Annotated in this window: 11 protein-coding genes; 6 read left to right on the top strand and 5 right to left on the bottom strand. The window is 65.9% G+C overall.

The genetic code is table 11. The features are described 5' to 3' along the window. Nucleotides 1-27: 27 nt before the first annotated feature. Nucleotides 28-2832, bottom strand: a complete 2805-nt coding sequence (locus NTV05_15000; GenBank protein MCX6545707.1) for a cation-translocating P-type ATPase — start codon at nucleotides 2830-2832, stop codon at nucleotides 28-30. Nucleotides 2833-2991: 159 nt separating this feature from the next. After that, a complete protein-coding gene (locus NTV05_14995; GenBank protein ID MCX6545706.1) occupies nucleotides 2992-5736 on the bottom strand; it encodes a PIG-L family deacetylase in 2745 nt (914 codons plus the stop codon). A gap of 170 nt (nucleotides 5737-5906) precedes the next feature. On the opposite strand from NTV05_14995, the gene NTV05_14990 reads away from it, so the two are divergent. From NTV05_14990 to NTV05_14965, 6 genes are all read left to right on the top strand, one after another. Next, nucleotides 5907-6050, top strand: a complete 144-nt coding sequence (locus NTV05_14990; protein MCX6545705.1) for a hypothetical protein — start codon at nucleotides 5907-5909, stop codon at nucleotides 6048-6050. Beyond that, complete coding sequence (locus NTV05_14985) at nucleotides 6047-7744, top strand: sodium:solute symporter (protein ID MCX6545704.1); 1698 nt, start codon at nucleotides 6047-6049, stop codon at nucleotides 7742-7744. Before NTV05_14990 ends, NTV05_14985 begins: the two co-directional genes overlap by 4 nt. A 122-nt stretch (nucleotides 7745-7866) precedes the next feature. After that, nucleotides 7867-9039: a pyridoxal phosphate-dependent aminotransferase gene (locus NTV05_14980; GenBank protein ID MCX6545703.1), complete on the top strand. Its 1173-nt coding sequence runs from the start codon at nucleotides 7867-7869 to the stop codon at nucleotides 9037-9039. Continuing rightward, complete coding sequence (gene malQ, locus NTV05_14975) at nucleotides 9036-10610, top strand: 4-alpha-glucanotransferase (GenBank protein MCX6545702.1); 1575 nt, start codon at nucleotides 9036-9038, stop codon at nucleotides 10608-10610. Before NTV05_14980 ends, malQ begins: the two co-directional genes overlap by 4 nt. An 89-nt stretch (nucleotides 10611-10699) precedes the next feature. Then, complete coding sequence (locus NTV05_14970) at nucleotides 10700-11299, top strand: DinB family protein (GenBank protein ID MCX6545701.1); 600 nt, start codon at nucleotides 10700-10702, stop codon at nucleotides 11297-11299. A gap of 50 nt (nucleotides 11300-11349) precedes the next feature. After that, complete coding sequence (locus NTV05_14965; GenBank protein MCX6545700.1) at nucleotides 11350-12663, top strand: M23 family metallopeptidase; 1314 nt, start codon at nucleotides 11350-11352, stop codon at nucleotides 12661-12663. 132 nt (nucleotides 12664-12795) lie between these two features. Here NTV05_14965 and NTV05_14960 read toward each other — a convergent pair whose 3' ends face one another. The 3 genes from NTV05_14960 to NTV05_14950 form a co-directional block, all read right to left on the bottom strand. Further along, nucleotides 12796-13161: a DUF5615 family PIN-like protein gene (locus NTV05_14960; protein MCX6545699.1), complete on the bottom strand. Its 366-nt coding sequence runs from the start codon at nucleotides 13159-13161 to the stop codon at nucleotides 12796-12798. Continuing rightward, a complete protein-coding gene (locus NTV05_14955) occupies nucleotides 13161-13403 on the bottom strand; it encodes a DUF433 domain-containing protein (GenBank protein ID MCX6545698.1) in 243 nt (80 codons plus the stop codon). Before NTV05_14955 ends, NTV05_14960 begins: the two co-directional genes overlap by 1 nt. A gap of 371 nt (nucleotides 13404-13774) precedes the next feature. Further along, on the bottom strand, nucleotides 13775-14326 hold the full coding sequence (locus NTV05_14950) for a prolyl-tRNA synthetase associated domain-containing protein (protein ID MCX6545697.1): 552 nt from the start codon (nucleotides 14324-14326) through the stop codon (nucleotides 13775-13777). Between the last annotated feature and the right edge of the window lie 360 nt (nucleotides 14327-14686).

Below are 14686 nucleotides of genomic sequence, written 5' to 3'. Positions count from 1 at the left end.
ACATGGGGCCAGGCCCCATGTCCTCGGTTACCTGAGGCGGCGGCGCCGGATCCACTTATAGAGTTCCTCGGCCCAGAACGGAAGCGTGGCGACCGCCAGGCTGACGCCCAGATCGCCAGGGGTGAGCGGGTGCGTCTTCAGCAGGTCCTGCCAGAACGGCACGTAGGTCACCATCACCTGCAGCATGAACGTGAAGACCACGGTCAGCGCCAGCGGCGTGTTGGTCAGCGCGCCAATGCGGAAGAAGGAGTCGCGGCTTGATCGCACGGCCAGCACGTACGCCAACTGCGACAGCGTCAACGTCGTGAACACCATCGTCTGCCATCCCGAGTCGCCGATGGAGAAGAAGTAGTAACCCATGGCGAGCGGCGTGAGGCCCACGACGAGCCCGCCCCAGGCAATCTGCCACAGCAGCCCGCGCCCCAGGATGTTCTCGGTGGGCGACACCGGCGCCCGGCGCATCGTGTGCGCCTCCGCCGGTTCGACGCTCAGCGCGAGTGCGGGCAGGCCGTCGGTGACGAGGTTGATCCAGAGGATTTGCAGCGGCAGCAGCGGCAGTGGCATGCCCAGCAGCGGCGCGAGCAGCATCACCCACAGTTCGCCGGTGTTGCTGGTCAGCAGGTACTTGATAAACTTCCGAATGTTGTCGTAGATGACGCGGCCTTCTTCGACCGCCGAAACAATCGTCGCGAAGTTGTCGTCGCTCAACACCATGTCGGCCGCTTCCTTCGACACCTCCGTGCCCGTGATGCCCATCGCCACGCCAATGTCAGCACGCCGGAGCGCGGGCGCGTCGTTGACGCCATCGCCCGTCATGGCCACCACCTCGCCCTGCGCCTGCAGCGCCTGCACAATCCGCAGCTTGTGCTCGGGTGAAACCCGGGCAAACACCGTCGTCTCGCCGACGATGGTCTGAAGCTCGTCGTCGCTCAGGCGCGCCAGATCCTGTCCCGTGACGACCACCGCATCGTGGCCGTCGATGCCGAGCTGGGCGGCGATGTACCTGGCCGTCAACGGATGATCGCCCGTGATCATGACGGGCCGGATGCCGGCCAGCCGGCACGTGGCGACGGCGTCCTTGACCTCAGGCCGCGGCGGATCGTTCATTCCCGCGAGGCCAACGAACACGAGGTCCCGTTCCGCACTCGACGGATCGTCCACCGCCGGCTCGGTCAGGATGCGAAACGCGACGCCGAGCATCCGCATGCCGTCGTGCGCCAGCGCGTCGTGTCCGCGCATCACCCGGGCTCGCCATCCCTCGTCAATCGGCCGGACCTCGCTGTTCACCCAGATGGACGAGGACACCTGCAGCAGCGGCTCGACGGCGCCTTTAGTAAAGGCAATCCAGCGGCGCGGGGCCAGGACATGGCCGCAGGACCATAAGGGTTCCAGACCCGGAGCCGCGCCAGCCGGTGTTTGCGGCATCTCGTGAATCGTTGTCATCCGCTTGCGGTCAGAGCTGAACGGTGCCTCGGCTACTCGCGGAAACAACAGGTCCAGTTGGGGTTTGCCGAGGCGGAAGCGGGCGGCCGCCACGACCAGCGCGCCCTCCGTGGGGTCGCCAATCGTGTGGAAGTGCGCAGGCTGATCGGCTTGTGGCACGAGCACCGCGTCGTTGCAGAGCGCTGCGCCCGTCAGCAGCACGGTCAGCCCGCTGTCGTCGTCAGGCACCGCCGCGCGTCCGGGTTCGAGGTCACCGGCCGGTGCCGCGCCATGCAGTGTCTCGGCGACGTCGAGCCGCCGCCCCGCCACGTCGAGCACCGTAACGGTCATCCGGTTCTCGGTGAGCGTGCCGGTCTTGTCCGAGCAGATGACCGTCACGGATCCGAGCGTTTCGACCGCGAGCAGTTTGCGGATGACCACCTTGCGCTTCAGCATCCGCTGCGCTCCGAGCGCCAGGGCGATCGTCACGACGGCCGGGAGCCCTTCGGGCACGGCCGCTACGGCCATGCTCACAGCCGTGAGGAACATAAGCTCCAATGGTTCACCGCGGAGCAGGCCGCTCGCGAAGATGACGCCGACCAGTGCGACCGCCAGCCCCGCCAGCACCCGCCCAAGCTGGTCGAGGCGCCGCTGAAGCGGCGTGGGCTCGCGATCGACGGACTGAATCAGATCGGCGATGCGCCCGAGTTCAGTCCGCATGCCGGTCTCGGCAACCACCACGACACCGCGGCCATAGGCGACGCTTGTGCCCATGTAGACCATGTTGAGGCGATCGCCGATGGGCAGATCCGGACCGGCCAGCGCGTCGTGGGATTTTTCGACCGGCTCGCTCTCCCCTGTGAGCGCCGCTTCCTGCAGGCGGAGGTTGGCGCTTTCGAGCACCCTGCAGTCGGCGGGCACGAGGTTGCCAGCCTCCAGCAGCACGATGTCGCCCGGCACGAGATCGCGGGAAGGGACTTCCTGCACGCGGCTGTCCCGGCGCACCTTGACGATGGGGACGGCCAGGCGCTTGAGCATGGCCATGGCGCGTTCGGCGCGATGTTCGTGGAACAGACCAAGCACACTATTGAGGACGACGATGATGGCGATCGCGATCGCGTCCTTGAGGTCGCCGAGCGCGGCCGACACGATGGCTGCCGCGATCAAGAGCGCGACGATCGTCGAGGACAGTTGCTCCCACAGCATCCGCCAGGCGCTCTTGCGATCACGCTCCGTTAATTCGTTTGGTCCGTGCTCACCGGCCAGGCGCGCGACGGCATCCGAAGACAACCCGGCCTCTGCGGTGGTGTGAAGAGCGGTCAAGACGTCGGCGGCCGATCGCGTGTGCCAGTTGCCCGGTGCCGGCAGATCAGGGGAGTCAGGGTGTTTCGGGCGGGTTTGGGCCGGCATGGACTTCTGGCCCATTGTTCACCCATCACACGTCCGGCGCAAGCAACGGCGCACCCGGGGCCAGGGAATTGCGATCCCGATGGGGCGGCCGTAGGGGCGCGATTCATCGCGCCCGTCACGAAGATTTCGGCGGGCGCCGGAATGACGGAACCAGGGCTGTTACTTCGGGGCCCCAGCTTTCTCCGGCGCTCTCGGGAGGCTGATCAGGTTCGCCAGCAGTTGATAGGCGCCCTCGACTCCAGCCGGCACCTCGCGCCACAGGCCGAGACCAACATAGAGCCACCGGCCCTTCCCGGTTCGCGCTTCGACCAGCGCGCCGCGTTTGATGCCCGGATTGTCGGGGAACGGATCCTCCATCTGCACGAGGTCCACGTACTTCGCGTCCTTCTCGCCAAGGAAATACAGACCGCGCTCCTGCACCCAGCCCTGCCACGTGCGGTCGCCGATCGTGTTCGGAAAGGTGAACACCGGGTGGTTCGGCACGAGCACCGTCACCGGTGCATTCTCGTCAGTGACCCGGGCTGAGCTTACGCGGGCAGGGAAGGGGCCGTACTGGGCCTGATTGAATTCCATCTTGTTGTACTGGACGATGACCGTCCCGCCGCGCTCGGCGAAATCGAGCAGGCGGCGGTTGTAGGCGCGAAGGTCCTTCCGGCGTTCGTAGGCGCGCACGCCCGTCATGATGACGTCGTACCGACTCAAGTCGCCCCACGCCAGATCGTCGGGTTCGATAAAGTCCAGCCTGGCCCCGAGCTGCTCCAACGCGGGCGGCACCTGATCGCCGACACCCATGATGTACCCGACGCGGAGATTGGGCGCGACCCGGACGTTCATCACCTTGAGTGAGGTGACGGCGGGCTTGATCACCTGGCGGCGCTCGATGTGAGGGTAGTCAATTTCCTGATAGCCGCTGAGGAACCGATCGGAACCAGTCGCCGCCGACGTGACCAGGCCCTGCATCTTGTAGTCACCTGGCTTGATGCCGGCTGGAACCGTCACGGCAAAGCGAACGGTGAGCGATTCGTCTTCGGCGGAGAAATTGAGCGGTGCCTGTGCGGGAGCGACCTGCCACCCTGGTGGAACCTCGAGCGCGACCGTGGCCTGCGCCGCCCTTTTGGTGCCATTGGTCACTGAGACGTGGATCTCGCGTGTCGCCGGCTTCGCGGCAGCGCCAGAGGTCGTTGGGACCACGGCGGTTGCCGGGGTCATCTTCACGGAGAAAGCGGGCACGACGTTGAGTTCGATTCGCTTCTCGCCGACGAAGACGTCCCTGGCGTAACGGTACTGGACCGGCACATCCCTGGTCACATCGGCGCCGCCGAGCTTCAGCCGGAATACCGCGCGGAATGGAGTCGGCCGGAAGGGTGCGCCAAACGGCACATCTGGTTCGTAGATGTCGAGCGCGGCTTTCTGGGGCTGCGCGGTCCAGTACTGGTCCGTCCAGTACGGCGCCGTCAGCCTTGCCGTCTTCGGGATCTGAACATCGGCGGTGCAGGTGTACGCCGTGTTGATCTTGACCGGGCCGGCGTTGCAGGCCGCGCGACCGTCAAATCCCGTGACCATCACGTCGGCGACGGTGATATCGGACGCGCCGCGATTGGCGGCGACCAGCGAGATCTTGACCGGCTGCCCGCCAACGACGAGCCCGTCATCGGCGAGGGCTTCGAAACTGACGCCGTATGCGGCCAGCGCCGCGGCCTGGTAGTCCTGTTCCTTGATCGCCAGACGCAGATCGATTTCGTACCGCGCCGTATCGCTCAGGCCCATCGACGCGAGTTGCGCCCGGAGTTCCCGCAGCGCCGACAGTCCCGCCACGATGGGAGCGGCCGCGGCGGCGTCATTGCCGCCGTCAAATGCCGTTCGGGCGATCCGCGCCTGATCGGCAATGGCCGCCAGCCCGTTCTTGAGCGCGTCTGGCGGGATCGGCCCGGCGTATTGCGCGAGACCAGCGAGCGTCGTGTCGATCCCGTCGAAGAGAGAGGTCTCGTCCTTGTCGGTTTGTCCTGGGATTGTCGAGTCGACCAACTGGTAGCGGCCCGGGCCGGCGCCGCGTCCGCCCCCGCCCCCGCCGGGAAGAGGAGACAACTGACCCATGCCCTGGCACTTGTGGCTGCTGCGAGCATCCGCGCCGATCTCTGTGTACGTGCGACCGAGAAGCTGATCGTAGACGCCCGCGTTCACTGAGGCCAGCCGAACGGCCGGCGGCGTGACTGACGCTCCCGGAGGTGGGCCACCCGCGCCGCTGAAGTACAACTTCTTCGCCTGCCACGGGCGCAGACCCTCCGCGATCTGCTCTGGGAACTGCGTTGGATCGGCAGCCGCGCGGAACGCCTCCCTGGTCAGGACCGCCGTCGCTTCGTGCGCACGATCGCCGCCGCGACCCTGGATGTTCATCGTCACGACCACGTCGGGACGCAACGTGCGAATCAGGCGCACAAAGTCGGCGACGACTTCGCGCCGTCCCCACTTCGCATAGATCTCGTCCGGGCTGAAGGAGTAGCCGTAGTCAATCGCCCGCGTAAACCACTGCTCCGCGCCGTCGAGCCGATGCGCCGCCAGCAGTTCCGCCGTGCGGAGCACCGCCATGTCCTGAAAGAGCTCCGGCCCGATCTCGTTCTGGCCGCCCGCGCCGCGCGTGGTCTGCACGATGATCGATCGCAGGCCCATCCCCCGCGCCAGCAGCGCGTGCAACTGGTTGTGTTCGTCATCCGGGTGCGCGGCCGTCTGCATGAACGTGCCGGAGACCCCAAGGCGCCGGATCGCCAGACCGAGCGCGACGTGTCCGCTGTCGGCGCTCACAATCGAAAGCTGCCGGCTCTGCGCGTGCACGTTCGCGTCACGTGCGGTGAGGCCGGCAAGTGCGATGGCTCCGATGACGAGCCCAGCAAGCAGAAGACGTCTCATGGTCATGTTCCTGACAGTGTGCTTTCGACTATAGGAAGTCGGCCGGTCCGGCGTCAACCGTGCTGCGCGGCGCCGCGCCGGATTCGGGGCGCGCGATCCGGCCGGGCCGGACGCTTCTGATAAACTGACGGCTCCAATTCCGAATTGCGGCAGCAGCGGAGCACCCACCCGTGACCACCACTCGCGAAGACCTCGGCAAGACGCCACATGCCGGCGAAGCCGATCGCTGGCGGACGTACCTCGCCGTCGCCCTTGTTGAGCTCGTGGTCGTCCTCGCGTTGTGGGCGTTCGGGCGCTACTTCGGCAGCTTATGAGCGCCATCGACTGGGCCATCATCGCCGCTTACCTTCTCTGGATCGTCTACGACGGCCTGAAGCGGACGAAATCGGCGGATCAGGTGGAAGGCTACTTTCTGGCCAACCGCAGCCTGCCGTGGTGGGCCGCCGGGCTGTCGGTGATGGCCACCCAGATGAGCGCCATCACGCTGGTTGGGACGACGGGCCAGGCGTACGCCGACGGGATGCGCTTCGTGCAGTTCTACTTCGGGCTGCCGATTGCGATGATCATCCTGTCGGTCACGATCGTGCCGTTTTTCTATCGGGCGCACGTCTACACGGCTTACGAGTACCTCGAGCGGCGATTCGACGCGAAAACACGCGCCCTGGCGAGCCTGTTGTTTCTGGCGTCGCGGAGCATGTCCACCGGCGTCATCATCTCGGCGCCCGCCGTGATCCTCTCGATCGTGCTCGGGTGGAACCTGTACCTGACCGTGCTCGCCATTGGCGTGCCGACCGCCCTCTACACCATGTTCGGCGGCGTGCAGGCCGTGGCGTGGACCGACGTCAAGCAGATGGTCGTGGTGATCTCGGGGGTGCTGGCGGCCGTGGTGGCCCTCATCATCGGGCTGCCGCACGACGTGTCGCTCGGCGAAGCCATGCACATCGCCGGTTCGGTGGGCCGGCTGCGCACGATCGATTTCTCGTTCACGCTCCACGAGCAGTACACCTTCTGGTCGGGCACGATTGCCGGCTTGTTCCTGATGCTGTCGTACTTCGGGTGCGACCAGAGCCAGGTTCAGCGGTACCTGACGGCGAAGTCCGTGGACGAGGCGCGCAGTTCGCTGATGATCAGCGCCTACGTCAAGATCCCGTTGCAGGCGCTCATTCTGATGGTGGGCGTGCTGGTCTTCGTCTTCTACCTGTTCAACCAGCCGCCGATGCTCTTCAATCCGGTCTTCAAGGCGAAGGTCGCGGCCAGCCCCCGGGCGGCGGAATATGCGCAGCTCGACCAGGATTTTACGGCCGCCTTCAATGTGCGGCGGCAGGCGGCGATGTCGCTGGCCGAGGGGGAGCGGAGCGGTGATCGAGCGCGCGCCGACGAGGCCAGCCGCGCGTTCGTCGCGTCGGAAGCGCGGGTGAAGGACACGCGGGCCAAGGCAGCCGCGCTGGTGAAAGACGTGACCGGTGACGCCAAGTACAACGACGTCAACTACGTGTTTCCGACGTTCGTCACGACGAGACTGCCTGTCGGCCTGGTCGGGCTGATTATCGCGGCCATCTTCGCGGCGGCCATGTCCGCGAGCGCCGGCGAGATGAACGCGCTCGCGACAGCCACGGTGATTGACGTGTACCGCCGGCACATCAGGAAGACCGCGCCCGATGCGCACTATCTGCTGGTGTCGAAGCTGGCAACGGGATTCTGGGGCCTGGTGGCGTGTACGGTGGCGATCTACGCCGCGAGTCTGGGATCGCTGATCGAAGTGGTCAACCGGTTCGGATCGTTCTTCTACGGTTCGCTGCTCGGCGTGTTCATCCTCGCGATCGGGATCAGGCGGGCGACCAGCCGCGGTGCCTTCTGGGGCCTGATCGCCGGCATGGCGGCGGTGGCCGCGGTGGCGAACTTCACGACAATCGCCTTCCTCTGGCACAACGTGGTCGGCGCCGTCGTCGTCGTGGTGGTGGGGACGCTGTTGAGTCTGACCGAACCACAGCCGGTGCGACAAGCGTGATCATTCCTACCTGTTGCCCCTCGCGTGCAGTCCGCGGCCAGCGGGAAGACGGTTCCTTCGCGTCCCCTTGAATGTTCCTTCGTCATCGTCGGCGCGTCGTTGTAAAGTAACTGACACCAACCGTGTTCTCCTCTCGGCTCTCTTCTGATCTCGCTCCCAACCGCCTGTCGGCGGCGATTACGCGTCTGCGTAGTGCAGACGTCGAGATCGACGATCTGACGGAATCCAATCCGACCGTGGTCGGGCTGACGTATCCTGCGCGGCTGCTCGACTCGCTTGCGGCGCCAGCGGCGCTCAGCTACCACCCTCAGGCGTTCGGCCGGCCGGCCGCGCGGCAGGCCGTCGTGGACGACTATCGGCGCCGTGGATTCGCCATCTCGCGCGATCGAGTCGTGCTGACGGCAAGCACGAGCGAAGCCTATTCGCTATTGTTCAAGCTGCTCTGCGACCCGGGAGACGAAGTGCTCGTGCCGGTGCCGAGCTACCCGCTGTTCCAGTACCTCGCGTCGCTCGATGCCGTAGAGGCGAGACCGTACCGTCTCGACTTTCACGGGCGTTGGGCCTACGATGTCGATGCCATCAAGCGGGCAACGACGCCGCGCACCCGCGCCGTCGTCATCGTGAGCCCCAACAATCCGACGGGATCCTACCTGTCGCGCTATGACCTGGCGCCGCTGGCCGCGCATTGCCGGGCGCACGACATCGCGATCATCGGGGACGAGGTGTTTGCGGAGTACGTGCTGGACGTCGAACTGCCGCGCGTGTCGTCGGTGCTGGCCCAGCGCGAGGCGCTGACATTCGGCCTCGGTGGACTGTCGAAGTCGCTGGGCCTGCCGCAGTTGAAGCTCGGGTGGATGGTCGTCAACGGCCCCGACGCCCTCGTGAAGGCCGCGCTTGAACGCCTGGAACTCATCTGCGACACCTACCTGTCGGTCTCCACGCCCGTTCAGGAGGCGCTCCCGACGCTGCTCGTTGAAGGCGCGTCGATTCGATCACAGATTCGCGATCGAATCACCCGTAATTACCGAAGCGTCATGACGCTCTCGGGCTCCTGCCCGTCGGTGGGCGTGCTGGCGTCAGAGGGCGGCTGGTATGCCGTGATGCAGGTGCCGGCCATGCAGTCCGAGGAGTCGCTCGTGCTCCGCATCCTCGAGCACGATCACGTCCTGGTGCACCCCGGATATTTCTTCGACTTCCCGAGAGAGGCCTTCCTCATCATCAGCCTGCTCCCTCCTCCTGACGTGTTCGACCGCGCAATCGCCCGGGTGCTCGCCCGGGTGGAGGCCAGCGAGTGACGGGTGGCCGGAGCCGGACGGGGCGCCTGGCCGGGCTGTTGGTTCCGCTCTCCTCGTGTCCATCGACACACAGTTGGGGAATTGGGGAGTTCCCGGACGTGCCGGCACTGGCGGGGTGGATGCGCGACGCCGGACTGCGGTTGCTGCAATTGCTGCCGCTCAACGAAATGGCCGCGGGCCAGAGCTCGCCCTATTCGGCTACGAGCGCGCTGGCGCTCGATCCCATCTTCATTGCGGTTCCGGCCGTTGCCGATTTCGACGTCCTCGGCGGCGAACAGGCCCTCGATGCGGCATCGCGTGACATGCTCGCCGACGTGAAAGCCGCGACGCGGGTCGACTACAGCCACGTGCGGGCGATCAAGTCCGGTGCGCTGAGGGCCGCGTTCGAGCGGTTCCGCGTGGAGGAATGGGCGCGCGACTCCGCGAGAGCGGCCGATCTCAGACGGTTTGCCGACGAACAGCGCTGGTGGCTAGACGACCACGCGCTCTATCGCGCCCTGCAATACGTCGCCGGCGGAAAAGAGTGGCAGGCCTGGCCCGCGGGGATTCGCGACCGGGATCCCGAGGCGCTGGTTCGTGCGCGGCGCGACCTCGACCAGGAAATCCTGTTCCGCCAGTATCTGCAGTGGATCGCGCACGACCAGTGGCAGAGCGCCCGGGCGGCGGTCCGCGACATCAGGGTGTTCGGCGATTTTCCGTTTGGCGTCTCTGCCGACAGCGCCGACGTCTGGGCCCACCAGGATCTGTTTTCGTTTGACGGCACCATCGGTGCGCCGCCCGACGCGTTCAGCGACGAAGGGCAGAACTGGCGATTGCCGATGTATCGATGGGACGTGATGGCTGCCCGCCGGTACGAGTGGTTCGCGGCGCGTGCGCGCCGCGCCGCCGACTTGTTCGACGGTTATCGCGTCGATCATGTTGTAGGGCTGTTCCGCACATGGATGTTCCCGCCCGACGATCGGCCGCCCCACTTCCTGCCGTCTGCCGAAGCCGATCAGATCCTCCAGGGGCAGGCGGTGTTGCAGGTCTTGATGGCCGGCGGCGCCGATGTGGTGGCCGAAGACCTGGGCACAATCCCGGATTTCGTGCGCGCGGCGCTTCGCACGCTGAACATCCCGGGATACCGAGTGCTGAGGTGGGAACGTGAATGGCTCGCTCCCGGGCGCCCGTTCAGGGATCCGTGCAACTACCCGGCGTGCTCGGTGGCGACGTCCGGCACGCACGACACCGACACGCTGGCAGCGTGGTGGAACAGGCTCGACACGGACGTGCGGACCGCCGTGCTGACAGCGACCGGGGCGACGGCAAGCGATGCCGGCGCCGGGTTTGGACCCGCCTTGCGCGACCAGTTGCTCGAGGCGCTCTACGCATCGGGATCCGACCTGCTCGTATTGCCCATCCAGGATGTGTTTGGCTGGACCAACCGCATCAACGTGCCCGCCGTCATCGATGCGGTCAACTGGACGTGGAAGCTGCCATGGGCGGTCGATCGGTTTACCACGCAACCTGAGGCGGAGGCGCGAGCTGAGACCCTCAGAACCTGGGGCGCCCGCCACGGTCGGCTCCCGTAGACACCGGCAGCGCTGTGCTACGATCACGTTGGCGTCCAAACCGTCATCATCCGCGCTGCGTCCAATACCATCAGCCGAAGGAGTTGCCCATGAAACGCCTGCTGACCGTTCTCGTGCTCGCCATGCTCGTTGCCCTGCCCGTCGCCGCACAGGCGCAACCGCCCGCGCCGCCTGGTACGCCTGTTATGGGGGCTCAGGCCGCTCCAGCCGGGCCGACCGACCCGCTGAGCCGGGTCATTTTCAACGGGTACAACGCCATCAAGCGAAACCTGACCGAATCGGCGGTGAAGGTGCCGGAGGCCGACTACGCCTTCCAGCCGACCAAGGAAGTGCGGAACTTCGCCCAGATCTTCGACCACATCGCGAACACGCAGTTCAGCTACTGCGCGGCTGCCAAGGGCGAGGCGAATCCGAACAAGGACGATTTCGAGAAGACCGCGACCACCAAAGCCGCCGTCATCAAGGCGCTGGGCGACTCATTCGCCTACTGCGACACGGTGTACAGCACGCTGACTGACGCGAAGGCGGCTGAGATGATCAAGTCTGGACAAAACGAGATTGCTCGCGCCGGCCGCCTGATCGGCAACGTCGCGCACGACAACGAACACTACGGGAACCTGGTGACCATGATGCGCATCAAGGGCATGGTGCCGCCCTCGACCGAGCGCATGCAGCAGCCCAGGAAGTAACGGCGAGGGCGTGCCTTGTTTCTCCAGAGAAGGCCCACGGAAGGGGACGCGTGACCTTGCCTCGTCTTCTGGTGCTGGTCTCCGTCGCGCTCACTCTGGCCGTTGCGGCCGGATGCGCGAAGGAGACCGGCCCGCCCGCTGGCGCGGCCACCGCCGCCGACGTCCAGCTCTCTCCGGACACCGAAGAAATCGTCGCCAGCATCCCGCAGGCAACGACGCTGGCGAAACTGTTCCGGACGTACCTGCCGCCGGATCGAGCCGAAGCCGCCGTGCGCCTGGTGTCTCAGCAGTTCGACCCGCGCAAACTCCGAGCGAAGCAGCGGTTCACGCTGACCCGGACTTTCGACGGATGGCTGCGGGGGTTCGACTACGAGATCGATCTGGATCGACGCCTGCGCGTGGCGCCAGCCACACCCGAAGCCCCGAGAGAACTGGTGGCCGAGGTCATCGAGTACAAGCGGCAGGAGGCCACCGCCGCCGTCGCCGGCCGCATCGACAAACAGACGCCCTCGTTGTTTGAGGCGATGCACGCCGTCGGCGAAACCGATGATCTGTCGATCGAACTTGCGGCCATCTTCTCCGGCGAAGTGGATTTCAACAGCGGCATCCAGCCCGGCGACGTCTTTCGCGTTGCGGTCCAGAAAGTGACGCGCGAGACCGGGACCGTCTCGTACGGGGCCGTCTTTGCGGCGGAGTTCGTCAACGAAGGGCGTCGCCTGAAGGCGTTCCGGTTCGTGCTGCCAGACGGCAAGGTGGGGTACTACGACGAGAACGGCCGTTCGCTGAAGCGGTTCATGCTGTGGTCGCCGCTCAAGTTCGAGCCGCGGGTCACTTCCGGTTTTTCCTACAACCGACGGCACCCGATACTCAATGTCACGCGCGCGCACCTCGGCGTCGATTTTGGGGCGCCCATCGGGGCTCCGGTGGTGTCGGTGGCCAATGGTGTGGTAACTCAGGCCGGGTTCTCCGGCGGTGCCGGACGTCTCGTGGCCGTGCGCCACAGCAGCGGCTACGAAACGATGTACATGCACTTGTCGTCGATTGCCGTGCGCACGGGTCAGCATGTGAGCCAGGGCGATCTGATCGGGCGGGTCGGCTCGTCCGGTTTGTCGACCGGCCCGCATCTGGACTACCGGATTCGAAAGAACGGCGCCTACGTGAATCCGCTCGTCGAACGCCGTCGCATGCCGCCGGGCGAACCGATCGCCCCTGCGCTGCGGGCCGCGTTCCAGGCTGAACGCGATCGGCAAGCTGCGCTGCTGCCGGCCGAGGCGTCGTCGCCCGTCGAGCCTGGGATCGCCACGCTCCAGCGTGGCCAGAAAGCGGGTCCGGTTGATGCTCGGGCACCAGCCTCCGCGCGGTAGCCCGACACCCCCGAATTCTGTCAACTGCTCCTGCGCCCCCGCAGTCGTCTTCCTGATCCTGCTGGCGGTGGCGCTGTGGGCCTTCCGCAACGCGTTGGGGAAGCAATCGGTGTTCCCGGCCGCCGAAGCGGATTAGTTGTCTGGTTGGTACTCCCGAAGCCGCGTGGGTTCGACGATCCACAGTTTGCCAACGATCGATGCCCCCGCGAGGCCCGCGACGAGCACTCGCAGCGCGCGTTCGAGGTCCTCGGGTTCGGCCTTGCCGCGGAGTCTCACGACCGCGAGTCCCGGATAGTCAGCAGGTTTGAACGCGAGGGGGTTTCCGAAATCGAGATCGAGTGTCACGAGACAGCGTCCCTCCGTGAGACAGACACGAGCCACCTCGTTGTCGGTCGCACGGCACAGGGCCTCCGCCGGCACGGTCGCGACGTCGTGCCCCGCCGCAGTAAGGATCTCCGCGCCTCGTCTACCGAAGTTCTCGTCGAGCTTCAACCGCACTAGCGCGCCACCGCCTCAACTGTCACGTAGCGCTCGCGTGACATCTCCGCCCCATAGGCGATGCAGGCCTGGACATCGGCCTCTTCGATGTCGTAGTTCTCGAGGATCTCGGAGATGCTCATTCCGCTCGCCAGCATGTCGAGGATCAATGACACCCAGATCCGGTGGCCCTTTATGCACGGTTTCCCGAAACAGATGTTGGGATTGATCGAAATCCTCGCCAGCAATTCCTCTCGGGTCACAACCGGCCTCCTGTGATCGACACGCCCCATTCGGATCATACGCCGAACGCGACGATTGCCCAACCGGCCGGGCGGGACGTGACGACGAGACCACGCCCTGCCGTTATGATTTCGACCTTCCGCCGCGGTGATCGTGTGCCTGCCCCCTTCCGGCGCAATTCTGCACGGCGGAGTCCGCGCTCAGGTGAATCACTCTTGACTGCGGTGAGCCGGCGACTGGCTGGGAGAGCCCCATGCCGGAGGTCGGCCAGACCGTCGAGCACTTTGTCATTCTGGAGCGGCTTGGCAGAGCATCCCGCCTGCGACGCCGAAGTCCTTCCACGGCCCCCGAGCCGAACGCAGGAACGCCGTCGGCTCGACGCCGCGGGCTGCTAGCCCTTGTGCTTGAGATCGCCCCGCTCTCGATCGGGCGAAAGCGCCTCCAGCGAGGCCCACTGCACGGGCTGCCCGGACCAGTCGAGAAACCGCTCGAAGTCCTCGGTGGCCATCACGATGGTGGCGGTATTGATGTTGGGGTGGAAACCGACGCGGGCTCGTTCACGAAGCCCGGCGTCGATGACGACGCGCACATGCTTTGCCGTGTCGTTGATCAGGCCCAACGGAGAGACGGACCCCGGAGTGAGACCGAGGTAGCGCATCAGCCGTTCCGCTGAGCCGAAACTCAGCCGGCCGTCGCCGACGATCTCGGCCACCCGCTGCAGGCTCACCGCCCGGTCGTGCTCCGCGACGACAAGGTAGTGGCGGTTGCCCTTCTTGTTTCGCAGGAACAGATTCTTGCAGTGCGCCGCGTCGATGCCCCGCCAGTGCAGGAGAGCCTCGTCGACCGTGAACACCGGCGGGTGATCGTGCCGCGTGTACACGATGCCGAGGCGATCCAATACGGCGAGGGCGGCCGCCGCCGGGTCCTGATTATCCGTGTGCATGGTGCTCCAGCGATGGTACCCAACCTGGCGACGAGACGGCAAATGCGTACCGACCGGTCGCCACTTGCCGCCCCCGCCTCCTGCGTGCGCCAGAGATCGCCGGGTGAAGAAACAGCCTGGCACGCTGGCGCCTCCGCCGCCCTACCCGGTCAAGCGGGAGGGAAGTGCACCGGTGAAGAAGTAGGGATTGGGGATTAGGGATTGGGGATTAGCCAATCCCTAAAGACTGCTGCATAAATAATGGTACAATGTTCCTCGAGGTGCGCGATGCGACTTCGAGGATCGGCGGACTTGCTGGAAGATCGGCGGCATCGGGCGCTGGCGCTCCTGGATGAGGGGTTGTCGCTCCATGCGGTGGGT

This window comes from Acidobacteriota bacterium (assembly GCA_026393755.1).
Taxonomy (GTDB): Bacteria; Acidobacteriota; Vicinamibacteria; order Vicinamibacterales; family JAKQTR01; genus JBAXOX01.
This window is presented reverse-complemented; position numbering and strand designations above follow the sequence as displayed.

Coding starts and splice junctions, on each gene's coding strand:
- NTV05_15000 (MCX6545707.1), bottom strand. CDS start 2,832: ATGCCGGCCCAAACCCGCCCGAAACACCCTGACTCCCCTGATCTGCCG.
- NTV05_14995 (MCX6545706.1), bottom strand. CDS start 5,736: ATGAGACGTCTTCTGCTTGCTGGGCTCGTCATCGGAGCCATCGCACTT.
- NTV05_14985 (MCX6545704.1), top strand. CDS start 6,047: ATGAGCGCCATCGACTGGGCCATCATCGCCGCTTACCTTCTCTGGATC.
- NTV05_14970 (MCX6545701.1), top strand. CDS start 10,700: ATGAAACGCCTGCTGACCGTTCTCGTGCTCGCCATGCTCGTTGCCCTG.
- NTV05_14950 (MCX6545697.1), bottom strand. CDS start 14,326: ATGCACACGGATAATCAGGACCCGGCGGCGGCCGCCCTCGCCGTATTG.